This window comes from Niallia sp. Kr1 (assembly GCF_050389805.1).
Lineage (GTDB): Bacteria > Bacillota > Bacilli > Bacillales > Cytobacillaceae > Bacillus_BD.
The window spans coordinates 692,180-713,842 of sequence record NZ_CP130945.1; the positions used below are offsets into that span (position 1 = coordinate 692,180).

A 21,663-nucleotide genomic window follows, 5' to 3' on the forward strand; every position below is an offset into this window, starting at 1 on the left:
GGAATAATCATTTCATATTTATTCAGAGTAATGAGTAGGAGAGGTAGAAATGATCGATTGGAATACGATTAATGAAGAAGGTTTGCTTGCACCGACCATGGCTAAAGATTTTCCGAATCTGCCAGTTGTGAAGTCGGAGGGGCTTTATTATATAGGGATCGATGGAAAAAAATATTTAGATTTTACATCAGGAATTGCCACTGAAAATACGGGGCATCGCCACCCAAGAGTAGTGGAAGCAATTAAAGAACAAGTGGACAAGCTCGTTCATGGTCCGATTGGGATTATCAACTATGAATCTATTTTGGAATTAGCGAAAAAACTAAGAACCATTTTACCGGAATCATTAAATTGTTTTTTCTTTGGAAACAGCGGGGCGGAGGCCATTGAAGGGGCTGTGAAGCTAGCGCGCCATGTTACAAAGAGAAATTATGTCGTTTCCTTTCTTGGTGGTTTCCATGGAAGAACGATGGGAGCCTTAAGTTTAACGACTTCTAAAAGTAAATATAGAAGAAGCCTGCCAGTTGGGGCAGGGATGACATATCAGCTTCCATATGCACGGGTTCATGAAACACCTGAAGGAATGGATCCTGAAGATTATTGGGCAGAACATGTTGAAAAGGACTTCGAACTTTTATTTAATCACCAAGTGTCCCCAGATGAAGTGGCGGCCGTTATATTAGAGCCTGTTCTTGGAGAAGGTGGTTATGTTGTTCCACCAAAAGCTTGGTTACAAAAGATTCGTGAAATCTGTGATCAGCATGGTATTTTATTAATCTATGATGAAGTGCAAACAGGTTTTGGACGTACGGGTGACTGGTTTGCGGCAACTCGATTTGGTGTACATCCTGATATTATGGCGATCGCCAAAGGGATTGCGAGCGGACTGCCTCTTAGTGCAACAGTTGCATCAAAAGAATTGATGGAGCAATGGACAGTGGGCAGCCATAGTACAACGTTTGGAGGAAATCCCATTGCCTGTGCAGCTGCATGTGCAACCATTGATGTGTTAAAAGAAGAAGGCTTAGTTGAGAATGCTCGAGATTTGGGTGAGTATGCCTTAACTAAACTAAAAGAAGTAAAAGATAAACACCAGGTTATTGGCACTGTCCGTGGAATTGGGTTGATGCTAGGAATTGAAATCATCCAGCCGCAAACAGGGGAACCGAATGGGGAAGGATTAATGAATATTCTTGAGAAGTGTCTTGAAAAGGGACTTATCTTGTATTTAAGCGGCAATAAAGGCGAGGTTATCCGCATGATGCCCCCTTTAACAGTCGATCAAGAACATTTGGATTTGGGAATAGGCTTGCTTGAAGAAGCCATTACGGAATATGAAATTGAATTAGGATTGCTAGAGTCTGCGAGTGTCTAGAAAAGATTTATAAAAGGAGGGAAAAACAATGGCAGAAGCAAAAATAGAGGTAGAAGTTGGGCAGGAAGACGTATCGTCGAGTTCATCAGGTTATTTAAAATTTATTATTCCCTCTTTAATCGGGGTACTATTATTTTTAACACCTGTTAAGTTTAATGGAGAAGTAACAATAGGGGTAGGTATTTTCGCTTCCCTTTTAAAGAATGTATTTAGTGAACATATTCCTGCTTTTATCGTTTTTATATTAGGATTATCTGTAGGTGTGTCTATTTTAACAAAATTAGTAAAGCCACATTTTATTATGGAAAATAAATTTCTAAAAGGGTTATTCAATGTTGGAATTTGGGGCATTTCAGCACGAGTAATCGGGTTTGCAGTAGGGATTATGACTATTCTTGAGGTAGGTCCGGAATTTATTTGGTCAAGAAATACAGGTGGAGTGGTTCTCTATGATTTAGCTCCAGTTTTACTAACTTGGTTTCTCTTTGCAGGAATTCTACTCCCATTATTAGTAGAGTTTGGCTTAATGGAATTTATTGGTGCATTGGTTCAAAAGATCATGCGACCATTGTTTAAGTTACCTGGACGTTCTTCTATTGACTGTTTAGCTTCATGGATGGGAGCAGGCCCAGTTGGTGTGCTTGTAACAACAAAACAATATGATGAAGGTTATTATACAAAAAGAGAAGCAGCAGTTATTGCTACGACTTTTTCAATCGCTTCAATTGCCTTCAGCTTGGTAGTAGCCAATGTAGTTGGACTCGGGCATTTGTTTATTCCTTTTTACTTAACAGTATCGGTTGCTTGTGTTGTAGCAGCCATCATCATGCCGAGAATACCACCACTATCAAGGAAACCGGATACGTATTATGAGCCGGTAGGACAAAAGATTGATGAAACGATCCCAGAAGGGGTTTCTAATTTACAGTGGGGATGGGAACAGGCCCTTAAAAAGGCAAAGACAGCCCCTAATGCAGGTAAGTTGTTTAAAAATGGAGTCGAAACGGTTTTGGATATTTGGTTAGGATTAATCCCGCTTGTGATGAGTTTAGGGGCAGCTGCATTAATTATTGCTGAATACACATCAATCTTCCAAATTATTTCTTACCCGTTTGTGCCTATATTAGAATGGATGCAATTGCCGGAAGCCGCGGCTGCATCGAAAACGGTTCTAATTGGATTTGCGGATATGTTTTTACCGTCAGTAATTGGAAGTGGCATTGAAAGTGAATTAACCCGTTTTGTTGTTGCGGCGCTCTCTTTGACCCAATTAATCTACATGTCTGAGGTTGGGATTTTGATCCTTCGTTCAAATATCCCGTTAAACTTCTTAGAATTGGTGATTATTTTCTTACAAAGAACAATTATCACTTTACCTGTAATCGTGGTTATTGCACATTTATTTGTTTTTTAATTGAAGAAATAGGACAGGTTAAATATGAAGTGACAAATGACCCTGCCTCTTCACTTTAGGAGAATCTACTATTCGTCTGAATATAGATTCTCCTTTTTTTTTGTAAGAATATGTTTAGAATGGTATACCATTCTATTTTTTTTGTTGACTCAACTCTAAACCGACGTTTTTTTTAGATAATTTAAATTTGTGTAAAAATTGTAAAGTGATTGTAAGATTTTAAATATTAAGTAAAAGTGTCGAATTTTGCAAGTTATTCCAGTCAATAAGTGCTATTCTTGATTTTGGAAAACCGATAAACGGGAAAGTTTACGCATGATAAAAGTACTGTAAAATTTAAAAATTCTTGAAAGAAAGGAAGGATGAAATGTCAAAATTTAATAGAAGCATGGGATTTTGGGGGGCATTCTCAACAGCTACTGGTCTAGTTGTGGCCGGGACAACAATGGTCTCCTTAGGAAACAGCATGGGACTAGTAGGACCAGTCTTTGTAGTTGCCGCATTTATAGCTATGATCGTTAGTATGTTGGTTTCGTTTTCATATGCAGAACTCTCCTCATTTATTCCTGGAGCGGGAATGGTTGGAGATTATACCTTGGTTGCAATGGGAAGGTTTATGGCGATTGTGGTTGTTTTATCAGGGTATATGGTTTTAGTATCTTCTGCAGGCGCATTAGAATCGATTACTGCAGGTTTAGCAACAGAAATATTATTTCCAAATTTTAATGGGACTATTGCCGCAATTGGGCTCCTCATTTTATTTTTAATCATTAATTTAATAGGAATACATGTATTTAGTGCTGTTCAAATTATCGTAACATGCAGTTTAATGGTGATGACAACAGTGATGGGGTTATTCGGATTATTCGAAATCGGGACGATTAATGAAACGGTAGATACAGTATTTAATCCAAATGGTTGGAGCTTTGTTTTTCAAAGTATTGCTTTGGGAATATGGCTATTTATCGGAATTGAGTATGTAGCTCCGATGGCTGAGGAAATAAAAAATCCTTCCAAAAACATTCCAAAAGCGATGATTTTTGGCTTGTTAACGATTTTTGTTGCGGATGCTCTTTTCGGTCTTGCGATCACTCGCTACGTACCACTTGACACTCTTTCTCAGGTAGAGTCGCCACAGGTTGAAGGGGCAACCGCTATGTTTGGTGAAATAGGATTAATTTTAATGGTGTTAATAACGATCATTGCAAGTGCGAGTTCGATTAATTCTCATTTAGCGGCTGTACCACGGATGCTTTATGGATTAGGACGAGAAGGATTGTTGCCAAAGATATTTACTTATTTGCATCCTAAATTTCGTACGCCATGGGCAGGCATTCTATTTGTTTTTGCTCTATTGTGCATACCATTTCTTTTAAGCATCAATATTGAATTAATTACGACATTAATTTCTGTTGCATCTGTAACTTGGCTAATGTCTTACATTATTACTCAGTTAGATGTCATCATTTTAAGGAAGAGGTATCCAAAAGCTAAACGTCCTTTTAAAACACCTTTTTATCCAGCGCCGCAAATCATTGGGATTATAGCATGTGCCTATATGATTATGACGATTACACCAGAAACGACAAAAAAATTACAAATATATAGTATAGCTGGAACGATTATTGCTGTTATTGTTTTATATGCCTGGGTTTGGTTAAAAGTAAAAAAATTAAGTATGTTTACCCCAGTTCCTTTGGAGCAAATTACATCAGATTTTAATGATGAAATGGGAACAGAAACCCTAGAAAGACGTGTTTTATAATGGGGTTTGGTTTAAATGTTGAACAAAGAGCAAGATATGTATTTAAAGAGATTATTCATTCTTTTACTTTACCTGTTTCTCGAATTCGAAACTTGTCATTCCATTGTCAAGAACATGGAAAGGATTGGAACATTGAATATAAATGTGAAAAAAGTTGGTTTAGTCGTATTTATAAATTAGTCATTAGGTATGATTTTTCAACAAATTTAGATAACAGGGATCGTGTGAAAATTAATCTAGATTTTTCGAAAAAGGGTTGGAAACAAGACCATGGGGTAAATCGTCAGTTTCTAAAGAATTTAAATAATAATCAAGCATTACTTGACTTAATCTCTAGTTTGGATTTTGAAAAGGTTACGATTGAGATTGGAGAGAAAAGAGGAAGTATGACCTTCATACTTATCCCTGGTTCGTTTGTATGGACTCTTGTACCGCCAATGCACTATTATATTCGATTAAAAAAAGAAGAAATTAGAAAAATGAAAAGCATTCTTAATTTGTTAGAAGTGGAAACTACTAAATTTGAAGGTTCAGGTTAAGTGATTGATAAAAAAATTAGACTATCCGTCAAATCCATTATAATCACTTAGATATAGACAATTTACGGAATTTACAAATAAAACTTAATTGATTTACCGTTATTTCATACTATATTCCTATAATGTAAATATAGAATAATTTGAAGGTTTTTGTAGATAATTGCGAATGGCTATAGTTTTGGATAGCTATCTATAAATACATAATAATCTCTAAGGAGGTTTTATAGTTTTGAGCGATCTGGAAAGGATTAATAACTTAACGAACATAAGTCATTCTAATCAAGCGGTAAAATCAAGACAAAAAGAAAATGATTTAGATTTTGCTAAAAGGGAACCTGATTATACAAAGAACACCGATCTTTACAGCTTATTTCGAGAACAAAAGAATCAATTTCCAGATAAGAATGCATTAGTCTATCATGAAGAAAGTTGGACCTATGAACAACTAGATTGGAAAGCGCAAAAGTTAGCGCAAACCCTTGTGGAACAAGGGATCACCAAAAATGACGTTGTAGCTATTTTAGTAGGACATAAAGTGGAACAAATCGTTTCAATATTATCTATTGTCAAAATAGGGGCTATTTACTTACCAATCGATCCAGAATACCCTGTAGATAGAATCGAATTTATGGTAGAGCATGCGAAGGCAAAAGCAATCATTATCGATCAAGACGAAGAACACGTAAAATATCACGCTACCATTCCTAGCATTCATTGTCTAAGGGTCGAAAAGAATACCTACACATTGTCAGACATGAAGGACGACTATTCAATTACAAAAGAATCACCGGCGTATATTATGTATACGTCAGGTACAACAGGAAAGCCCAAAGGGATTTTAATAAGGCAAAAGGGAATCATTCGCTTAGTTAAAAATCCTAACTACATCAAGATCCTCACCACTGACCGCTTTTTACAAACGAGCACCTTTGTTTTTGATGCTTCTACGTTTGAGATTTGGGGCGCATTATTAAATGGCGCCACGTTGTATTTAAGTGATAAGGAAGAAATTTTAGATCCTGTTCTCTTAAAAGAAAGAATACACAAAAATCAAATCACCACTATGTGGATGACAGCACCCTTGTTTAATCAGTTAATTGAACTAGACCCAACTTTATTTCGAACACTACATTATTTAATCGTAGGTGGAGACACACTTTCTGAGAAACATATCCAACGTTTATTTGATTACCATTCAAATCTCAAGGTTATTAATGGGTATGGTCCTACAGAAAATACGACCTTTTCCATTACCTATGAGATTTCTTCACCACCAAAAGGGATTATTCCTATAGGGAAACCTATTAATAATACGGAAGTCTATATTTTAGATGAAGAGAAAAGGCCTGTAGCCCCAGGAGAAGAAGGAGAAATTTGTTTGGGCGGTGATGGATTAGCTGTTGGTTACATCAATAATGTAAGCTTAACAAATGAAAAATTTATTGATCATCCTTTTAAGGTAGGAGAGAAACTCTACTGTACTGGTGATTGGGGTCGTGTACGGGGCGATGGAAATATTGAATTTCTGGAAAGAAAAGACCGGCAGTTTAAAATCAATGGATACCGCGTCGAATTAAAGGAAATTGAAACCATTGCTAAAAAGAATGAAGCAATAACGGATGCGGTTATAACTGTAAAAGAAGAGGGAAACAAGAAACATCTCACCTTGTACTATATCAGTGAGAGTTTAGATCGAAAACAAATGCTGGATTACTTGAATTATGTATTACCAAGATACATGGTTCCAAGCCAAATCATACAGCTTAATCAATTTCCTTTAAACGATCGTGGGAAAATTGACATGCAAAAGCTACGTGAAAAGACAGAAATCCTCGATACATTGACAGAACGTGTTGACCAGGATGCTTTTAAAAACGGAAGTCGATTAGAAAACGAGATTATTGACATGGTGTCTAGAGTTGGAAATCAAAGCGAGAAGATTTCAATGGAATCAAATCTTTTTGAAATGGGTTTTGATTCTTTGAAAATTGCATTGCTCATTAATGAAATAAATAAGAAATATCAAAAACAAATTTCGTTGCGAGAAATCTTTAGCCATCCAACTGTGAAAAAAATAGTAGAGTTGATCGGTTACAAACGATCAGAAAGATTAGAACAAATCGTTAAGAAACCAACTACTAAAACGAAATATCCTGCGAGTTCAGCTCAAAAACGGGTTTTCCTAGCAAGTAAATTTAGTGAAGTAGGTACAAATTACAATATCCCACTGATCCTAAAGTTAGAGGGAGAGCTAAATAAATCATTTTTGTTAGAAGCCATTAATAAAGTGCTAGATCGTCACGAAGCATTACGTACGAATTTTCTTTATCAAGATAAACAAATCTATCAAATTATTCATGAAAATGTGACTTTAGAAATGAAAGAGCGAATAGGTGAAGAGTCTAAAATTGAACAGTTAATCAAAGAGAATTTAACCCAATTTGATTTAGAAAAAGATATTTTAGTAAATGTCACGCTTATTTGTGTTCGTGATCATGTGCACTACCTATTAATGGACATGCATCATATCGTAATTGATGGCTATTCTGTCAATCTATTAATAAATGAACTTTTTAGCTTATATGAAGGAAAAGCGATTCATGATGTTGAGTATCAGTATAAGGATATTTCTGAACTTCAGCAGAAGTACCTTAAGTCCGATAATTTCAAAAAGCATGAGTCATATTGGTTACAATATTTAACGCAGCAGAAAGAAAGCCGGTGGCTGTCTTCATATCCAATCCAGAAGAAAGCGAACCATGAACCAATTGGAAAAGAAATAGAATGGGTACTTGATGGGAATATTGTAAAACAAATGAAAGAGTATCTTCGTAAAAACGAATATACGGAGATGATGTTTTTGTTCACATGTTTTTATGTAAGTATCATGAAACTAACAAGTAACAACGAACAAAGGATCGGTGTGCCATTTTCAGGAAGAAACCGAATGGAATATAAGGATGTAATCGGTATGCTTGTCAATGTGATGCCCGTTTATTTGAATGTAGAAGAAAACAATACTTTTGAAGATCTTTTACAACAAACGAAAAATGTATTATTAGATGCCATTGAAAATCAAAATTATCCGTTTGAAATGTTAGTAGAAAAATTAAATAATGGTCGAAAAGCCAATGAAAATCCTTTGTTTGACATTACTTTTGATGTTCAACATGATGACTCGTCAGGTTTCTATATTCAGAATAATCAAATGGAAGTAAAACCTTGTACGATTGATTTTAGTATTTCTAAATTTTCAATCTCGATGGCAGCATTGATAAGCGAGGGGCAAATTAGGTTCAAACTGCAATACCGGATGAATGAATGGATGGAAAATCAAGTAAATAAAATCAAGTATACACTCAATAAATTCATAGAAATGGGCTTAACAAACCCAAGTACTCCTATAAAAGAATGGTTTTCAATAACTACAAAAGGTTTAGATATACAAATGGAGGAAATAAATAGAACAAGCGTTGATTATCCGAAAGAGAAGAATTTATACTACCTATTTCAGGAACAAATGAATCATAATTCGCAAAAAAAGATACTAGTATATCACAGTAAATCATGGACTTATGAGCAATTGGATTGGAAGGTGCGACAGTTGTCGCAGGCACTAATTGAACAAGGTGCCAGCAAACACGATGTGATAGGGATCTTAATTGGAAATAAGGTAGAACAAATTGTTTCTATGCTGGCTATTGTCAAAATTGGTGCCATATATCTTCCAATTGATCCAAATTATCCTGAGGAAAGAATTCATTATATTTTAGAAGATGCTAAGGCGAAGTTCTTGATAATCGACGAAGAGATAGAGCATTTAAAAGATTCCCAGGATATGGTGATTGTAAATTGTAATGATTCTAGAGAATTCGAAATTAATGAACTGAGTGATACGAGTGACGAATCGATTACGGGAGAAACACCTGCATATATCATGTATACATCTGGAACTACAGGTAAACCAAAAGGGATTCTTATTAGGCAAAAAGGAATTATTCGCTTAGTAAAAAATACGAATTACATTGACATTCTTCCAACGGATCGGTTATTACAGACCAGCACCTTTGTTTTTGATGCCTCAACATTTGAGATTTGGGGAGCGTTATTAAATGGGGCAGCATTGTATTTGAGCGATAAGAAGGAAATTTTAGATTCAGCGGTTTTAAGAGAAAAAATTAGTGTAAATCAAATCACAATTATGTGGTTAACCGCACCATTATTCAATCAATTGGTTAAACAAGACCCCACTCTTTTTAACCATTAACGTACTTACTTATTGGTGGAGATGCACTTTCTGAAAAGCATGTTGCCCTGTTAATGGAGAACAATCCAAACGTTAGGATCATCAATGGCTATGGACCTACAGAAAATACAACCTTTTCTATCACCTATGAGATCGAAACATACCCAAAAGGTACTATTCCTATTGGAAAACCCATTAATAATACAACGGTATATATTTTGAACGAAGAAAAAAATCCTGTTCCAATGGGAGAGGAAGGAGAAATACATTTAGGTGGTGATGGATTAGCAATTGGCTATATCAATAATGAAGTTCTAACAAAGGAAAAATTTATTGATCATCCTTATAAACAAGGTGAAAAGCTTTATTGTACAGGGGATTGGGGGCGTATTCGCCCAGATGGGAATATTGAATTTCTAGGGAGGAAGGATCGACAATACAAAATCAATGGATATCGCATCGAGCTTAAAGAAATTGAAGCCATTGCACAAGCAAAGGATGAAGTAAAGGATGCGATTGTAATAGTCAAAGAAGTAAAGGGTAAAAAGAAATTAGTCTTGTACTATATCAGTGAAAGTATAGATCGAAGACAAATGCGAGACTATTTACATCATGTTTTACCAACATACATGATCCCTAGTCAATTGATCCAATTAGATCACTTTCCTCTAAATGATCGAGGGAAAATTGATATGAATCAATTGAAACAATATAAAGATGGTAAGGATGAGCAAAAAAATATGAGTATGAATACTGAGTCAGATCTGTATTTGTTGTGGAAACGTGTATTGGATAGTGACGATTTTGGACTTGAAGATGATTTCTTTTCATGTGGTGGAAACTCTCTATTACTGTTAGAAGTCTATCAAAATCTCAAAGAAAAATACGGGAAAAACATAAAGATTAGTGATTTATTTACCCATTCGACGATCAAAGGCTTAGCTAAATTTTTAAATAATCTAGCGGATCAATCGGTCGTAAACAAACTTATGATTACCTTGAAAAAGGATATGTTTTTAGAGTATCCAAAGCAATCAATCAATTTTAAATCAATAGAGTTTTGGATAGATGAAAATTCCTATCAGGAATTGAATTCCCACTATAGAGGAATGGAATTTTCAACTGTTATAACTGCTTTTTATATTTTTCTACTAGATATGATGAAAGACTCAGGTTCTATCAATCTATTTTATATGGAGAGAAATCATCCTTATTATTTGAAAGACATCCAGGTGCCATTTATCCCCAAAACGGAACAAATTATAGAGTTTACCAAAGAAGTTCAAAAGATGAAATCAAATAATGATCAAAAAGTAGATGAGAATCTTCTTGCAGCCTTTGGTAATGACACTTTCAATCATCGTCAGATTAGAACGATTGTGACAAAAGATGAAAAACAAATCATCAATTTAACTCAGTACTATCATCTCATTTTAGTCATTTCAGAGGATGAAAGGGATCCGGTGATAAGACTATATTATGATAGCCATAAATTTAAACTAGAAAAGATTGGGAATATCATGACTGGTTTACGTAATTTAACATCTGCCATAGCACAAGAAAACTAGGAGGAAACTGATGAATAATAAAATAGCTATTTTAATGCCAGGACAAGGTGCACAATATATCGGGATGGGAAAGACTTTATATGACAATTTTGAAGAGGCTCGCTTAGTTTATCAAGAAGCAGATGAAAGTCTAGGTTATTCATTAAGCGACATCATCTTTAAGGGGGACAAAGAACAACTTTCACGAACAGAAAATGTTCAGCCGGCGATTCTTACTACTAGCCTTGCTTTTTACAGAACTTACTTACAACGATTAAATCTTGTTCCAGAAATTTTAGCAGGTCATTCTCTAGGGGAGTTTAGTGCGTTAACTGCAGCTGGAGCCATTACCTTATCTGATGCGGTTCAAATGGTTCATAAAAGAGGACAATTTATGCAAAAGGTGAGCGGAGTTATTGGAGAAGGTGCAATGGCTGCTGTATCAGGGTTAACGGTCGAAGAAATAGAGAATTTCTGTAATGAGTTTCAAAGCAACGGAAAAGATATCGTTATTTCAAATTATAACACAAGAGAACAAACCGTTATTTCAGGTTTAAAAAAGGATATTGATGAAGCAGGAAAAGAGCTTAGAGCAAAAGGTGCTATTGTTATTCCATTAAGAAATAGTGTGCCTTTTCATAGTCCTTATATGAAAAGTGCTGCGGAAGCATTTTATGAAGAATTAAGTAACTATACTTTTCATGAAATGAAACATAAGGTAATTTGCGGTGTAACAGGTCTTCCTTATCAAAAGGGGGATAGTTTAAGGGATTTATTGACAGAGCAAATCACTGCTCCAATTCAATGGACAAAAGCTGTTGATTATATGCTTGACCAAGAGGAGATACCGTATTTCCTTGAAATGGGACCAGGTTCCGTTTTAGGATCCATGATTAATCGTTTAAATAAGCCTAGTGTTTTAGTGAAATGTATTGATGTTCCTGAAGATCAGGATCATTTCTTAGATGAAATCAATGAGAAAAAATTATTTAATAAAGTGTTCTTTATTGGAAGAATTCTCGGCATTGCTGTTAGTACCCAAAATCGCAACTTTAACTCTGATGCTTATCAAAAAGGAGTTGTACTTCCATATAAGGAAATTCGCAGAATTTATGATAAATATGAAGCTGGCAATGAAGAACCAACCGTAGAGGAACTGTCTAAATGCATACAGCTACTTGAGATGATTTTTGATAATAAAGAAACCCCACAAAGTGAAAGAGAAATGAGATACAAACAATTAGAAAATGACACATTAATTAAGGTGAGTAGAGAGCGTCAAGTACAAGTAATCTAATACATTCTTTTTCTTTTTCTAGGAGGTGAGATATTGGAAATAAAAAGGGAATGGTTGTTCAATCATCCCATTCAAGAGGATATTGAAGAATTCATTAAAGATTCGGAAGAGTTAGCTGAAACAAACAGCCGGGACATTGCCATTATTGGAATCGCTGGTCAAATTGGAGGCCACCCTAATTTGGAGGAATTCTGGAATGATTTAGTAGCTGGAAATACTTCAATTAGAGAACTGCCTGAAGAGCGTAAACAGGATGTAGAGGATGCGTATTGTACTTTACACCAAAAAGATAGGACCAATATCTCTTTTGTAAATGGAGCATATTTACAAAATATAGACGAATTTGACTTTGAGTTTTTTAAAATGACAAAACTAGAAGCTACAGTGATGGATCCAAGACAGAGATTATTATTAGAGTCAACGATTCATGCAATTGAGGACGCTGGATATGATCCCAATAATTTTAAAGGGTCAAATACAGGTGTTTACATTGGCAATAGTTTAAAGAATCAGGATGATTATTTTGATTTAATCCAAAAAAAGGATCCTAGTTTGAATAATCTTGCAATACCAGGAAATCTAAATTCCATTCTATCAAGTAGAATTAGCTACACACTAGATTTAAAAGGCCCTAGCTATGTGATCGATACAGCGTGTTCTTCATCGTTGGCAGCTATACATCTCGCTAAAAAGGCCATTCAAAACCATGAATGTGACATGGCGCTGGTTGGTGCCGTTAATCTGAATATCGTGGCACCCTTAAAGAATTTGAGTGGTTTAGGTGTAGACTCCAAAGATGGATTTACAAGGACATTCGATCAGGAATCTGATGGAACAGGAATTGGTGAAGGAGTAATTACGTTCTTACTTAAAGATTATAAGCTTGCACTTGCAGATCACGACCATATTTATGGTGTCATCAAAGGATCGGCTGTCAACCAGGATGGAAAATCAGTAGGCATAACCGCTCCAAATGCTGATGCACAGAAGTCTCTACTTATTAACGCATGGCGGGATGCAAATATACATCCACGGGAATTGCGCTTTATTGAAGCACATGGAACAGCAACTAAATTAGGGGATGTAGTGGAAATAGAGGCTCTTACCTCTAGTTTTCAACAGTTTACGTCAGATAAACAATTTTGCGCAATCGGTACAGTCAAGACCAATGTTGGTCATACGGACAGTGTTTCAGGGTTGTTAGGGTTATTTAAAGCTGTTTATGCCATTAATAATCATAAATATCCAAAAAACTTATTCTTTCAATCTCCTAATAAAGAGTTGAATTTTATTCAGTCACCCGTATATGTAGCGGATCATGATATTGATTTAAGGGATCATGAAAAAACAATCTATGGAGGAATTAGTTCATTTGGTTTAAGTGGTACCAATGTTCATGTCGTTATTGGCGAACATAAGCAGATAAAAGAGCCGGTCGATGCACCAAATGAAAAAATACTCGTATACTCTGCTAAAAATTTGGATTCCTTAATGGAACTGTCAAAGCAGCATTATGCTTTCTTAAAAGAATGTGATGAAAAGGATATTATTCATTATTGTTACACTTCTCAAATAGGAAGAGCTCATTATGACTATCGTATTGCCATTATTTTTAATCATAAAGAAGAGGTTCTTACCTTATTAAATGAGACAATAAAAAATCCGAATTTTAAACATAAAAGAGTATTTTCAGGAAAAGTTTCTTCATTAATAAGTAACCGGGAACTTTTAGTGGAAAGAAATCAGGTTGAGACAACAAATAATATTGAAATTTGTAAATCCTATATACAAGGTGCAAACATCCCATGGAGCGCACTGTATGAAAGCGAACATCATCTAAATAGAGTGAAACTACCATTATATCCTTTCAAAAGGAAAAGATGCTGGATTGAAGAGAAGAAGAGAGAGCAAGACGATCAAGAATTCAATCAATTGGTGCCGTCCCTATTGATTAAGACCATTGAATCGGATGTTTACGAACTTGGCCTAAATATTCACCGACAATGGGAGCTAGGAGAGCATAGGGTTAACGAACAGTTCCTACTCGTTGGAACAGCCTATACAGAAATCGTTTCTCAGATTGCAAGGAAATACTATGGAATTCAAAAGGTCCAAATAGAAAATTTCACACTGGATAAAGGGCTTTTTGCTGAGGACGAACACGATATACCCTTACAAATCAACGTAAAAGAATTTCAAGGCAAATATGAATTTTATATGATGAGTCAAACGAGTAAAGGAGAAAAAATAAATCATTGTTCTGGTTCATTTACCGATCATGATCAAATGGACGAGCCTTTGGTGGACGTAAATGAATTAATCCATTCATTGCCAAATATGAAAAGAATTACACCGGAAGTTTATTTATTTGGAAAAATCCAAACCAGTTATAGGTGGCAGGTTACAAAAGAGATTTTCTCAGGTCAAGATCAATATCTTTCTAGAATCGAGGCACCGAAAGAACTTGATTCAGAAATACGAGATTATCAACTTTACCCTGCTTTATTGGATGCGGCCTTAAACTTTGCAAATAGTATGATTGCCGACGGGGTGTTTCTCCCGTGGAAATACGGAAACATTACATATTATTCGCAGCTGGAAGCAAGAATGTATAGTTATGCAGAAATTCAAAAAACGTCCGTTGATCGAGATATTGCTAAATTAAATATTATGATTCTGTCAGAAACAGGAAAAGTCCTGGTCAAAGTAACGGATTACGTAGTGAAAAAAGTAGATCTTGATCAAATGATGAACAAGAATAAAAATGAATTGTTTACTAGTCAAATCTCTTGGGAAGTCATATCCGATTTACAGCATGATCAAGAGAATCAACTCGATCTAAGTAGAATGCTTTTTGTCACCAATCGAAATAACTCCTTTATTCAGAAATTAATGAAAAGTAACAAGGATCTAACCAATTCGATCATTATCGATTTAAATGGGAAAAATGAGCAATTGTCTAAGAACTCTCGAAATTACTATTCATATGTAGATGGTCCCAACGCCAACGACCTAAATGCCATTTTAACGAGGCACCAACACGATTTTAATCACTTGATTTACCTACCAGATGAGGATGTCTATGAGAATAAAGGGTTTGACAAGGGCATGTCAGAACGTGTGCACACTCACTTCTTCCAATTGATGAAAGTCATTTCATCCTTTAAACGAGACAATCCGCTTTCTGTGACAATTTTAAGTAATGAGGCATTTCCTATATTAAAGGAAGAAAAGCGGGCTAATTATTTTTCCGGATCGTTAAGAGGATTAATTAAATCTCTTAAAATGGAGCTACCTACTAACACCTTTAAATTCATAGACTATGATGATTCTGATTTTGAAACCATATGGAATGAAATTCATAGAAAGTGTCATGAATTAGTGGTAGGGATACGAAAAGAAAAATTATACAAAGAGGTTTTTGCAAATCATCCAATTCGATCACATTCATCCTCAGTAGACACGAATATTCAATCACAAGGTGTTTATTTAGTCACAGGTGGATTAGGAGGAATTGGTCTAACTCTAGCGCAGTATATTGGAGAACAGGCACCTGCGAAAATTATCCTATTAGGAAGAACGCGATATCCTGTAACAAATCAGCATGAATTGATCGTTCATGAAGACCCAAAAGTGAATTTGGCTCTTCAAGCTATAAGGAAACAAGGAGCAGAAGTTTATTATTTCGCCGGTGATATTTCCAATGAAGAGAATATGATCGATGTAATGGCAGACATTTATCAGCAGTTTGATCGAATAGATGGTGTCATTCATGCATCAGGTATTCCAAGTGGAGAGATTCTTACCTTTAAGAGTGTCGAACGATTTGATGAAGTTCTTTCTGCAAAAGTCAACGGTACATTGATTTTAGAGCATTTATTAAAGAAACAATCTCTGGACTTTTTTGTCACCTGTTCTTCAGCTGCTGCATTGTTTGGTTCAATTGGCCAATGTGACTATGCAACAGCAAATGAGTTTTTAAATCTGTACTGTATAGACCGATCCTTTAAAAGTCCAACCAAATATGTATCGATTATTTGGCCGACTTGGAAAGAAACCGGAATGGCCTATAGAGCAGGTTTTAAAGAGGAGAGTAGTTTAATACAACCGATTACCAATCAAGAAGGAGCTCGTTATTTTTCCTATGCCTTACAACAGGATCAACCAGTCGTAATCGTCGGTAAGGTAAATTCAGTTCTATGGGAACAAGAAAGAATCCCTTATGCATTTCAAAGGAATCACCCTAAATCCTTACCAGTAAAACAACATTCAAACTCATCAACAAAAGATGAAGTTGGAAATGTAGAAGACTATTCTTTAAAACAGATTGAAAGTCAGCTTTTGAAATTGTGGATAAGAGTACTCGGAATTGAGAATCTAACAATTGAAGAAAAATTCTTTGAAATAAATGGAGATTCTATTTTAGCTACCTATCTATTAAACGAAATTAATGACCAATTTGGAAACATGGTTGATATTACCGATATTTTTTCCTATTCCAGCGTGGAATTAATGGCGAAAAAGATTTATCAGGAAATTCAAAAGAAGAAGAATACAACAAAGGAAACCCGTTCATCTGAAGTAAAGAGTGATGATGAACTAGACCATTTGTTGTCAGATTTGTCACAGGGAAATCTATCAATAGAAGACGTATTAAACAAAATTTAATTCTTGTTAGGGGAATGAAGGTATAAAAAAAAGGATCTTATAAAGATATCTTCTAGGAGGAACTATGGATAAAATAAAAAGTTATATATTAGATGAAATCGCTCATAAACGAATGACACCAGAAAAAGGAAAAGAATTATTAATTGAATTAAAAGATAATAGCAATCGAGATATTGCCGTTATTGGCATGGAATGTAAATTCTCTAAATCCAATAATAAATATGAGTTCTTTGAGAATATCCTCAATGAAGAAGACTGCCTAATCACATTTGCAGAAGAAAGAGAAGAATATTTGGCACCTGTTGAAACCAATCCATATGTCCATAAGTTCTTTACAGGTAAAGAAATTGAAGAAACGGAACCCAATGATTTTAGAGCAGGTTATATAGAGGATGTAGACAAGTTTGATGCACAGTATTTTGGAATTCCTCCTAGAGAAGCAAAATATATGGATCCTGTACAGAGGGTCTTTCTCGAAACAGCTGCAGCCGCAGTTGAAGATGCCGGATATGGTGGAGATAAAATCAAAAATTCAAATACTGGAATTTTTGTTGGGAAGGATAATACAAGTTCTACTTTTTACCGTTGGTTGGTTGAAAGTGATCCCATGTTATATACAGGTACATGGGAAGGGATCGTAGCTAGCAGACTTAGTTATATTTATAACCTAAGAGGACCTGCTATGGTGGTAGATACGGCATGCTCATCTGGATTAGTGGCTGTTCATAATGCGGTACAGTCTTTAAGAAATAAGGAATGTGACATGGCCATTGCAGGCGGTGTTGCGATTGGTAGTACTTCACAAAGTCCAAATAAAGATTCTGATGGGGTAGTATCAAGTGTTCAATCAGATAATAACGAAGTCCGTTCCTTTGATAAATTTTCTACAGGTACCATTTTTGGGGAAGGAGTAGGCGCTGTCCTACTGAAACCACTAAATAAGGCCATTGAGGATAGAGATCATATTTATGCCGTTATTAAAGGTTCTGCGATTAACAATGATGGTGCATCAAATGGAATTACTGCCCCAAATCCAGAAGCCCAAGAGGATGTATATTGTAAAGCATGGGAAGATGCCAGGATTGATCCAGAAACAATCGGATACATTGAGGCTCACGGTACGGGTACAAATCTAGGAGATCCAATCGAAACAAGAAGTTTAACGAACGCCTTCAAACGATATACAGATAAAAAGCAATTTTGTGGAATTGGAACGGTTAAAACCAATATTGGTCATACAGTTGGAGCATCTGGTGTTGCTGGACTTATTAAATCAATCTATTCACTTGAAAATAAAAAGTTATATCGTTCTATTCACTTTGAGGTTCCGAATCCACATATCAATTTTGTAGAAGGACCACTTTTTATGGTCGATTCCCAAAAAGAGTGGCTTCCCGTTAACGGAAAGAGAAGAGCCGGTATCAATGCCTTTGGTTTTAGTGGAACAAACTGTCATGTTGTGATCGAAGAATATGAAGCAGAAGTAAAAGAAAAACCAGAAAAGCCACAGTTGTTTACGGTTTCTGCGAAAACTGAGGAAGTACTGAAAAATAATATTAGAGCATTGGATGAATTTTTCCAAAAGGACCCCCAGTTAAACTTAAATGATGTCTGCTATACCGCTAATACAGGTAGAAACCATTTTGAATACTGTCTAGCCATCGTAACCCATTCATTGGAGGACCTAAAGGAAAAGATTCACAGATTGAATGGTCTCTCAGTTGAGGAACTAAATGAAACGGATGTTTACTATGGATATTATAAAATTGTCAGCGACCGGAAAGAAAATAAAGGTTCAAATGAAATCGGGTCCCAAGAAAGAATCGAATTAAGTGAACAAATGAATCAAAAACTAGCACTCTATGATGAAGCATCTACTGGAAATCATAATTTATTAGTGGAACTTGCCAAGGCATATAGTAGAGGCGCCAAAATTGATTGGGAAGCATTCTATCAAAATTGGGATATTCAAAAGGTAAGTTTACCAACTTATCAATTTGATCGAACTCATTTCTGGGGAAATCCTAGAGACACTTCCATAAAAAATGAATCACACTATCCAGTGAAAATCGATGATTTCTTTATTAAAGAGCTCGTATTCCAAACGATTAATCAAGATGTATACACAATGAATTTAAAGGTATCTGATTATTGGATGTTAGAGGAGCACAGTATCTTTGCTAAATTTATGCTTCCAGGTGCGTCTTATCCAGAAATCTATAGAAGAGTGGCAAAACGTTATTTTAATGAAGACAAATTGGAATTTAAAAATATTATCTTCTACGCACCTTTAACGGTTGAACCAGATGAGGAAAAAGAAGCTCAAATTATTGTCAATAAAAAAATGAATTCCATTCAGATCCAGATCTGTAGCCGAGTAGGCGATGAATTGGATAGCAATTGGCAGTTACACACGGAATGTACGGTGCTTCCTATTGATGAGAGTGCTGAAGAGCCAGTTACGATTACGGTAGATGATATTTTAGCAAATGAAGAAAAGAATTTCGAATACCTAGCAGATTATATTGATCGTGAAGAACAAAAGAAAGCAGCAAGTTTTGGGGAACGCTGGGACATTGTCAATAATTGCTACAAAGGAAACGATCAGGTTGTTTTATATGTAGAACTGGATGAAAAGTATTCAGCAGATTTTGATGAATTCCAAATCCATGCATCTGTTTTAGATAATGCCTTAAATAACTACGGAACTTTCAGTTATGGTCATGGAATGCATTTACCATTAAGCTATAAATCACTTAAATACTATGCGCCACTTACAAGTAAAGTAGTCAGCGCTGCAACATTCTTGAATAAAAATGAATCTAATAATGAAACGTTAACCTTTGACTTTTTACTCTTTAATGAAGATGGAGAAGTTTGTGCAAAAATTGAAGAGTATACAATGAAACGGGTTTCTAGAATTGAAGATTTTATCGGATCGACAAGTAATTATTATCATCTAAATTGGGTGGAACAAAAGCAAGAAGAAACAGATCAACGCAAAGCAAAAATCAAACCTGGGAATGTTCTGATCATTGAGGATGACAAAGATTACAACCATCAGATTAGAAATAAGTTTGAAAAAATTGAAAGAACGGTCTACAGCGTTTCATTTGGTGATCAAACGAAACAATTGGATGAAAATGCCTATGTAATCGATGGCACAGAGGATAGTTATCAGCAGCTTATAGAACAAATCAAAGATAAGAACATTCGCTATATCTTTCATTTATCGTCGATTACAAAACAGGGGACCCCGAAAACTTATGAAGAATTACAGCAAAGTCAATTAAAAGGAACAGTCAGTGCCTTTTTACTTACAAAAGCTCTAGCAAATCAAAGAATTAATGATTCGATTGAGTTCATTGTGTTAACTGAAAATGCAGATCAAATTGTTTCAACCGATCATGAGATTTATCCGCATAATAATGCTTTATTAGGGTTTGCTAAATGTATTCATTTTGAATATCCAAATATCAACACGAAATTAATCGATATGGATACTGAATCTGATGTATCAGTCGTATTAGATAAGATCTTTGAAGAAGAAAATAGTTTTAAATTAGGGGTTAGAAAAAACACTTTCTATGAAGAAGAGTTAGCGCAGTTCTCATTGGAGGAAATCGGAAAAGATCAATTAACGGTAAAAGATAAGCATGTCTATGTGATTACAGGTGGAGCAGGGGGAATGGGTCTATACTTTGCCAAGTACCTAGCATCTAAGGGTAACGCCACTATAGCCTTGATTGGACGAAGTGAGTTAAATGATGATACTCCAAAATCCGCTCAGAAATTACAAGCGATTGAAGAAATCAAAGAATTAGGTGCTGAGGTTGTATACTATGCAGCAGATGTCTCTAATTATGATCAAATGGCAGGTATTGTAAATGAATTGAAAGACAAACATGGTCCGATTTCAGGTATCTTTCATTGTGCCGGAGTTGCAGGCGACGGCTACATCATGAATAAAGATTTGGAGAGATTTACGGGTGTGTTAACGCCAAAATATAATGGGACATGGATTTTACATGAATTAACAAAAGAGGATCCATTAGACTTCTTTGTACTAGCGTCCTCTATGACTGCATTAACAGGTGCTCCTGGTCAGAGTGATTACAGTTCAGCCAATTCTTACTTAGATTCATTTGCAAAAGCAAGGAATCAATTAGGGAAACAAACCATTGCAATCAATTGGTCAGGCTGGTCAGAGGTTGGGATGACTGTTGACAATAACTTAGATGCAGAAGGTGCCTTATTCTCATCTGTTTCGAATGAAAAGGCAGGAGAAATTCTAGAAGAGTTAATTCATTATGGTGTTTCAAATGTTGTTACAGGTGATTTTAATTATGAAATGGCAGCTGTATTAGGAATAGACAACGAAATCAAACTTCATTCCAAAATACAAAGTCGATTAGAGAGTACCAGAAATAAAGTAATGATGAAGGATTCTAACTCGGAATTAAAAATCTCCGATATAAAACTAATCGGAAAAAGAGAAGATGAGTTTTCAGAAACAGAATTAGTCGTGGGAAAAATCTTTGGAATGGTATTGGGATCACCAGTCATTGATATCTATGATCGAATTAGTGACATGGGTGCTGATTCTATCATTATTACCCATATGTTTAAATTTATCGACGAACGTTATAAAGGACTAATTGATGTTGCTGATATCTTTGCGTACAACTCCGTACATGAATTAGCAAGCCATATCGATCAAATTCAAGCAGAAGAATCCAATACAACAGATGACCCTTTCTATTCTCTTATTTAATTTAGAATGTGGAATACATGTCCATAACGGTTTTGTAT

9 protein-coding genes are annotated in these 21,663 nt (G+C 35.4%); all 9 read left to right on the forward strand.

Features of this window, described 5'->3' with window-relative positions; translation table 11 throughout:
• Positions 1 to 49 precede the first annotated feature (49 nt).
• Positions 50 to 1,375 (forward strand): aspartate aminotransferase family protein, encoded by a 1,326-nt coding sequence (locus Q5760_RS03520; RefSeq protein ID WP_428910868.1) that lies wholly within the window; start codon positions 50 to 52, stop codon positions 1,373 to 1,375.
• 28 nt (positions 1,376 to 1,403) lie between these two features.
• Positions 1,404 to 2,789, forward strand: coding sequence for a YjiH family protein (locus tag Q5760_RS03525; RefSeq protein ID WP_428910869.1), 1,386 nt, complete (start codon positions 1,404 to 1,406; stop codon positions 2,787 to 2,789).
• Between the two features lie 367 nt (positions 2,790 to 3,156).
• Positions 3,157 to 4,554 (forward strand): APC family permease, encoded by a 1,398-nt coding sequence (locus tag Q5760_RS03530; RefSeq protein WP_428910870.1) that lies wholly within the window; start codon positions 3,157 to 3,159, stop codon positions 4,552 to 4,554.
• Positions 4,554 to 5,093: a DUF3156 family protein gene (locus Q5760_RS03535; RefSeq protein WP_428910871.1), complete on the forward strand. Its 540-nt coding sequence runs from the start codon at positions 4,554 to 4,556 to the stop codon at positions 5,091 to 5,093. Before Q5760_RS03530 ends, Q5760_RS03535 begins: the two co-directional genes overlap by 1 nt.
• A 229-nt stretch (positions 5,094 to 5,322) precedes the next feature.
• Positions 5,323 to 9,360, forward strand: a complete 4,038-nt coding sequence (locus Q5760_RS03540) for an amino acid adenylation domain-containing protein (protein ID WP_428910872.1) — start codon at positions 5,323 to 5,325, stop codon at positions 9,358 to 9,360.
• Positions 9,361 to 9,413: 53 nt separating this feature from the next.
• Positions 9,414 to 10,907, forward strand: coding sequence for a non-ribosomal peptide synthetase (locus tag Q5760_RS03545; protein WP_428910873.1), 1,494 nt, complete (start codon positions 9,414 to 9,416; stop codon positions 10,905 to 10,907).
• Positions 10,908 to 10,917: 10 nt separating this feature from the next.
• A complete protein-coding gene (gene fabD / locus Q5760_RS03550) occupies positions 10,918 to 12,183 on the forward strand; it encodes an ACP S-malonyltransferase (protein WP_428910874.1) in 1,266 nt (421 codons plus the stop codon).
• A gap of 33 nt (positions 12,184 to 12,216) precedes the next feature.
• Positions 12,217 to 16,851 (forward strand): SDR family NAD(P)-dependent oxidoreductase, encoded by a 4,635-nt coding sequence (locus Q5760_RS03555; protein ID WP_428910875.1) that lies wholly within the window; start codon positions 12,217 to 12,219, stop codon positions 16,849 to 16,851.
• Positions 16,852 to 16,915: 64 nt separating this feature from the next.
• Positions 16,916 to 21,625 (forward strand): SDR family NAD(P)-dependent oxidoreductase, encoded by a 4,710-nt coding sequence (locus tag Q5760_RS03560; protein ID WP_428910876.1) that lies wholly within the window; start codon positions 16,916 to 16,918, stop codon positions 21,623 to 21,625.
• The last annotated feature ends 38 nt before the right edge of the window (positions 21,626 to 21,663 follow it).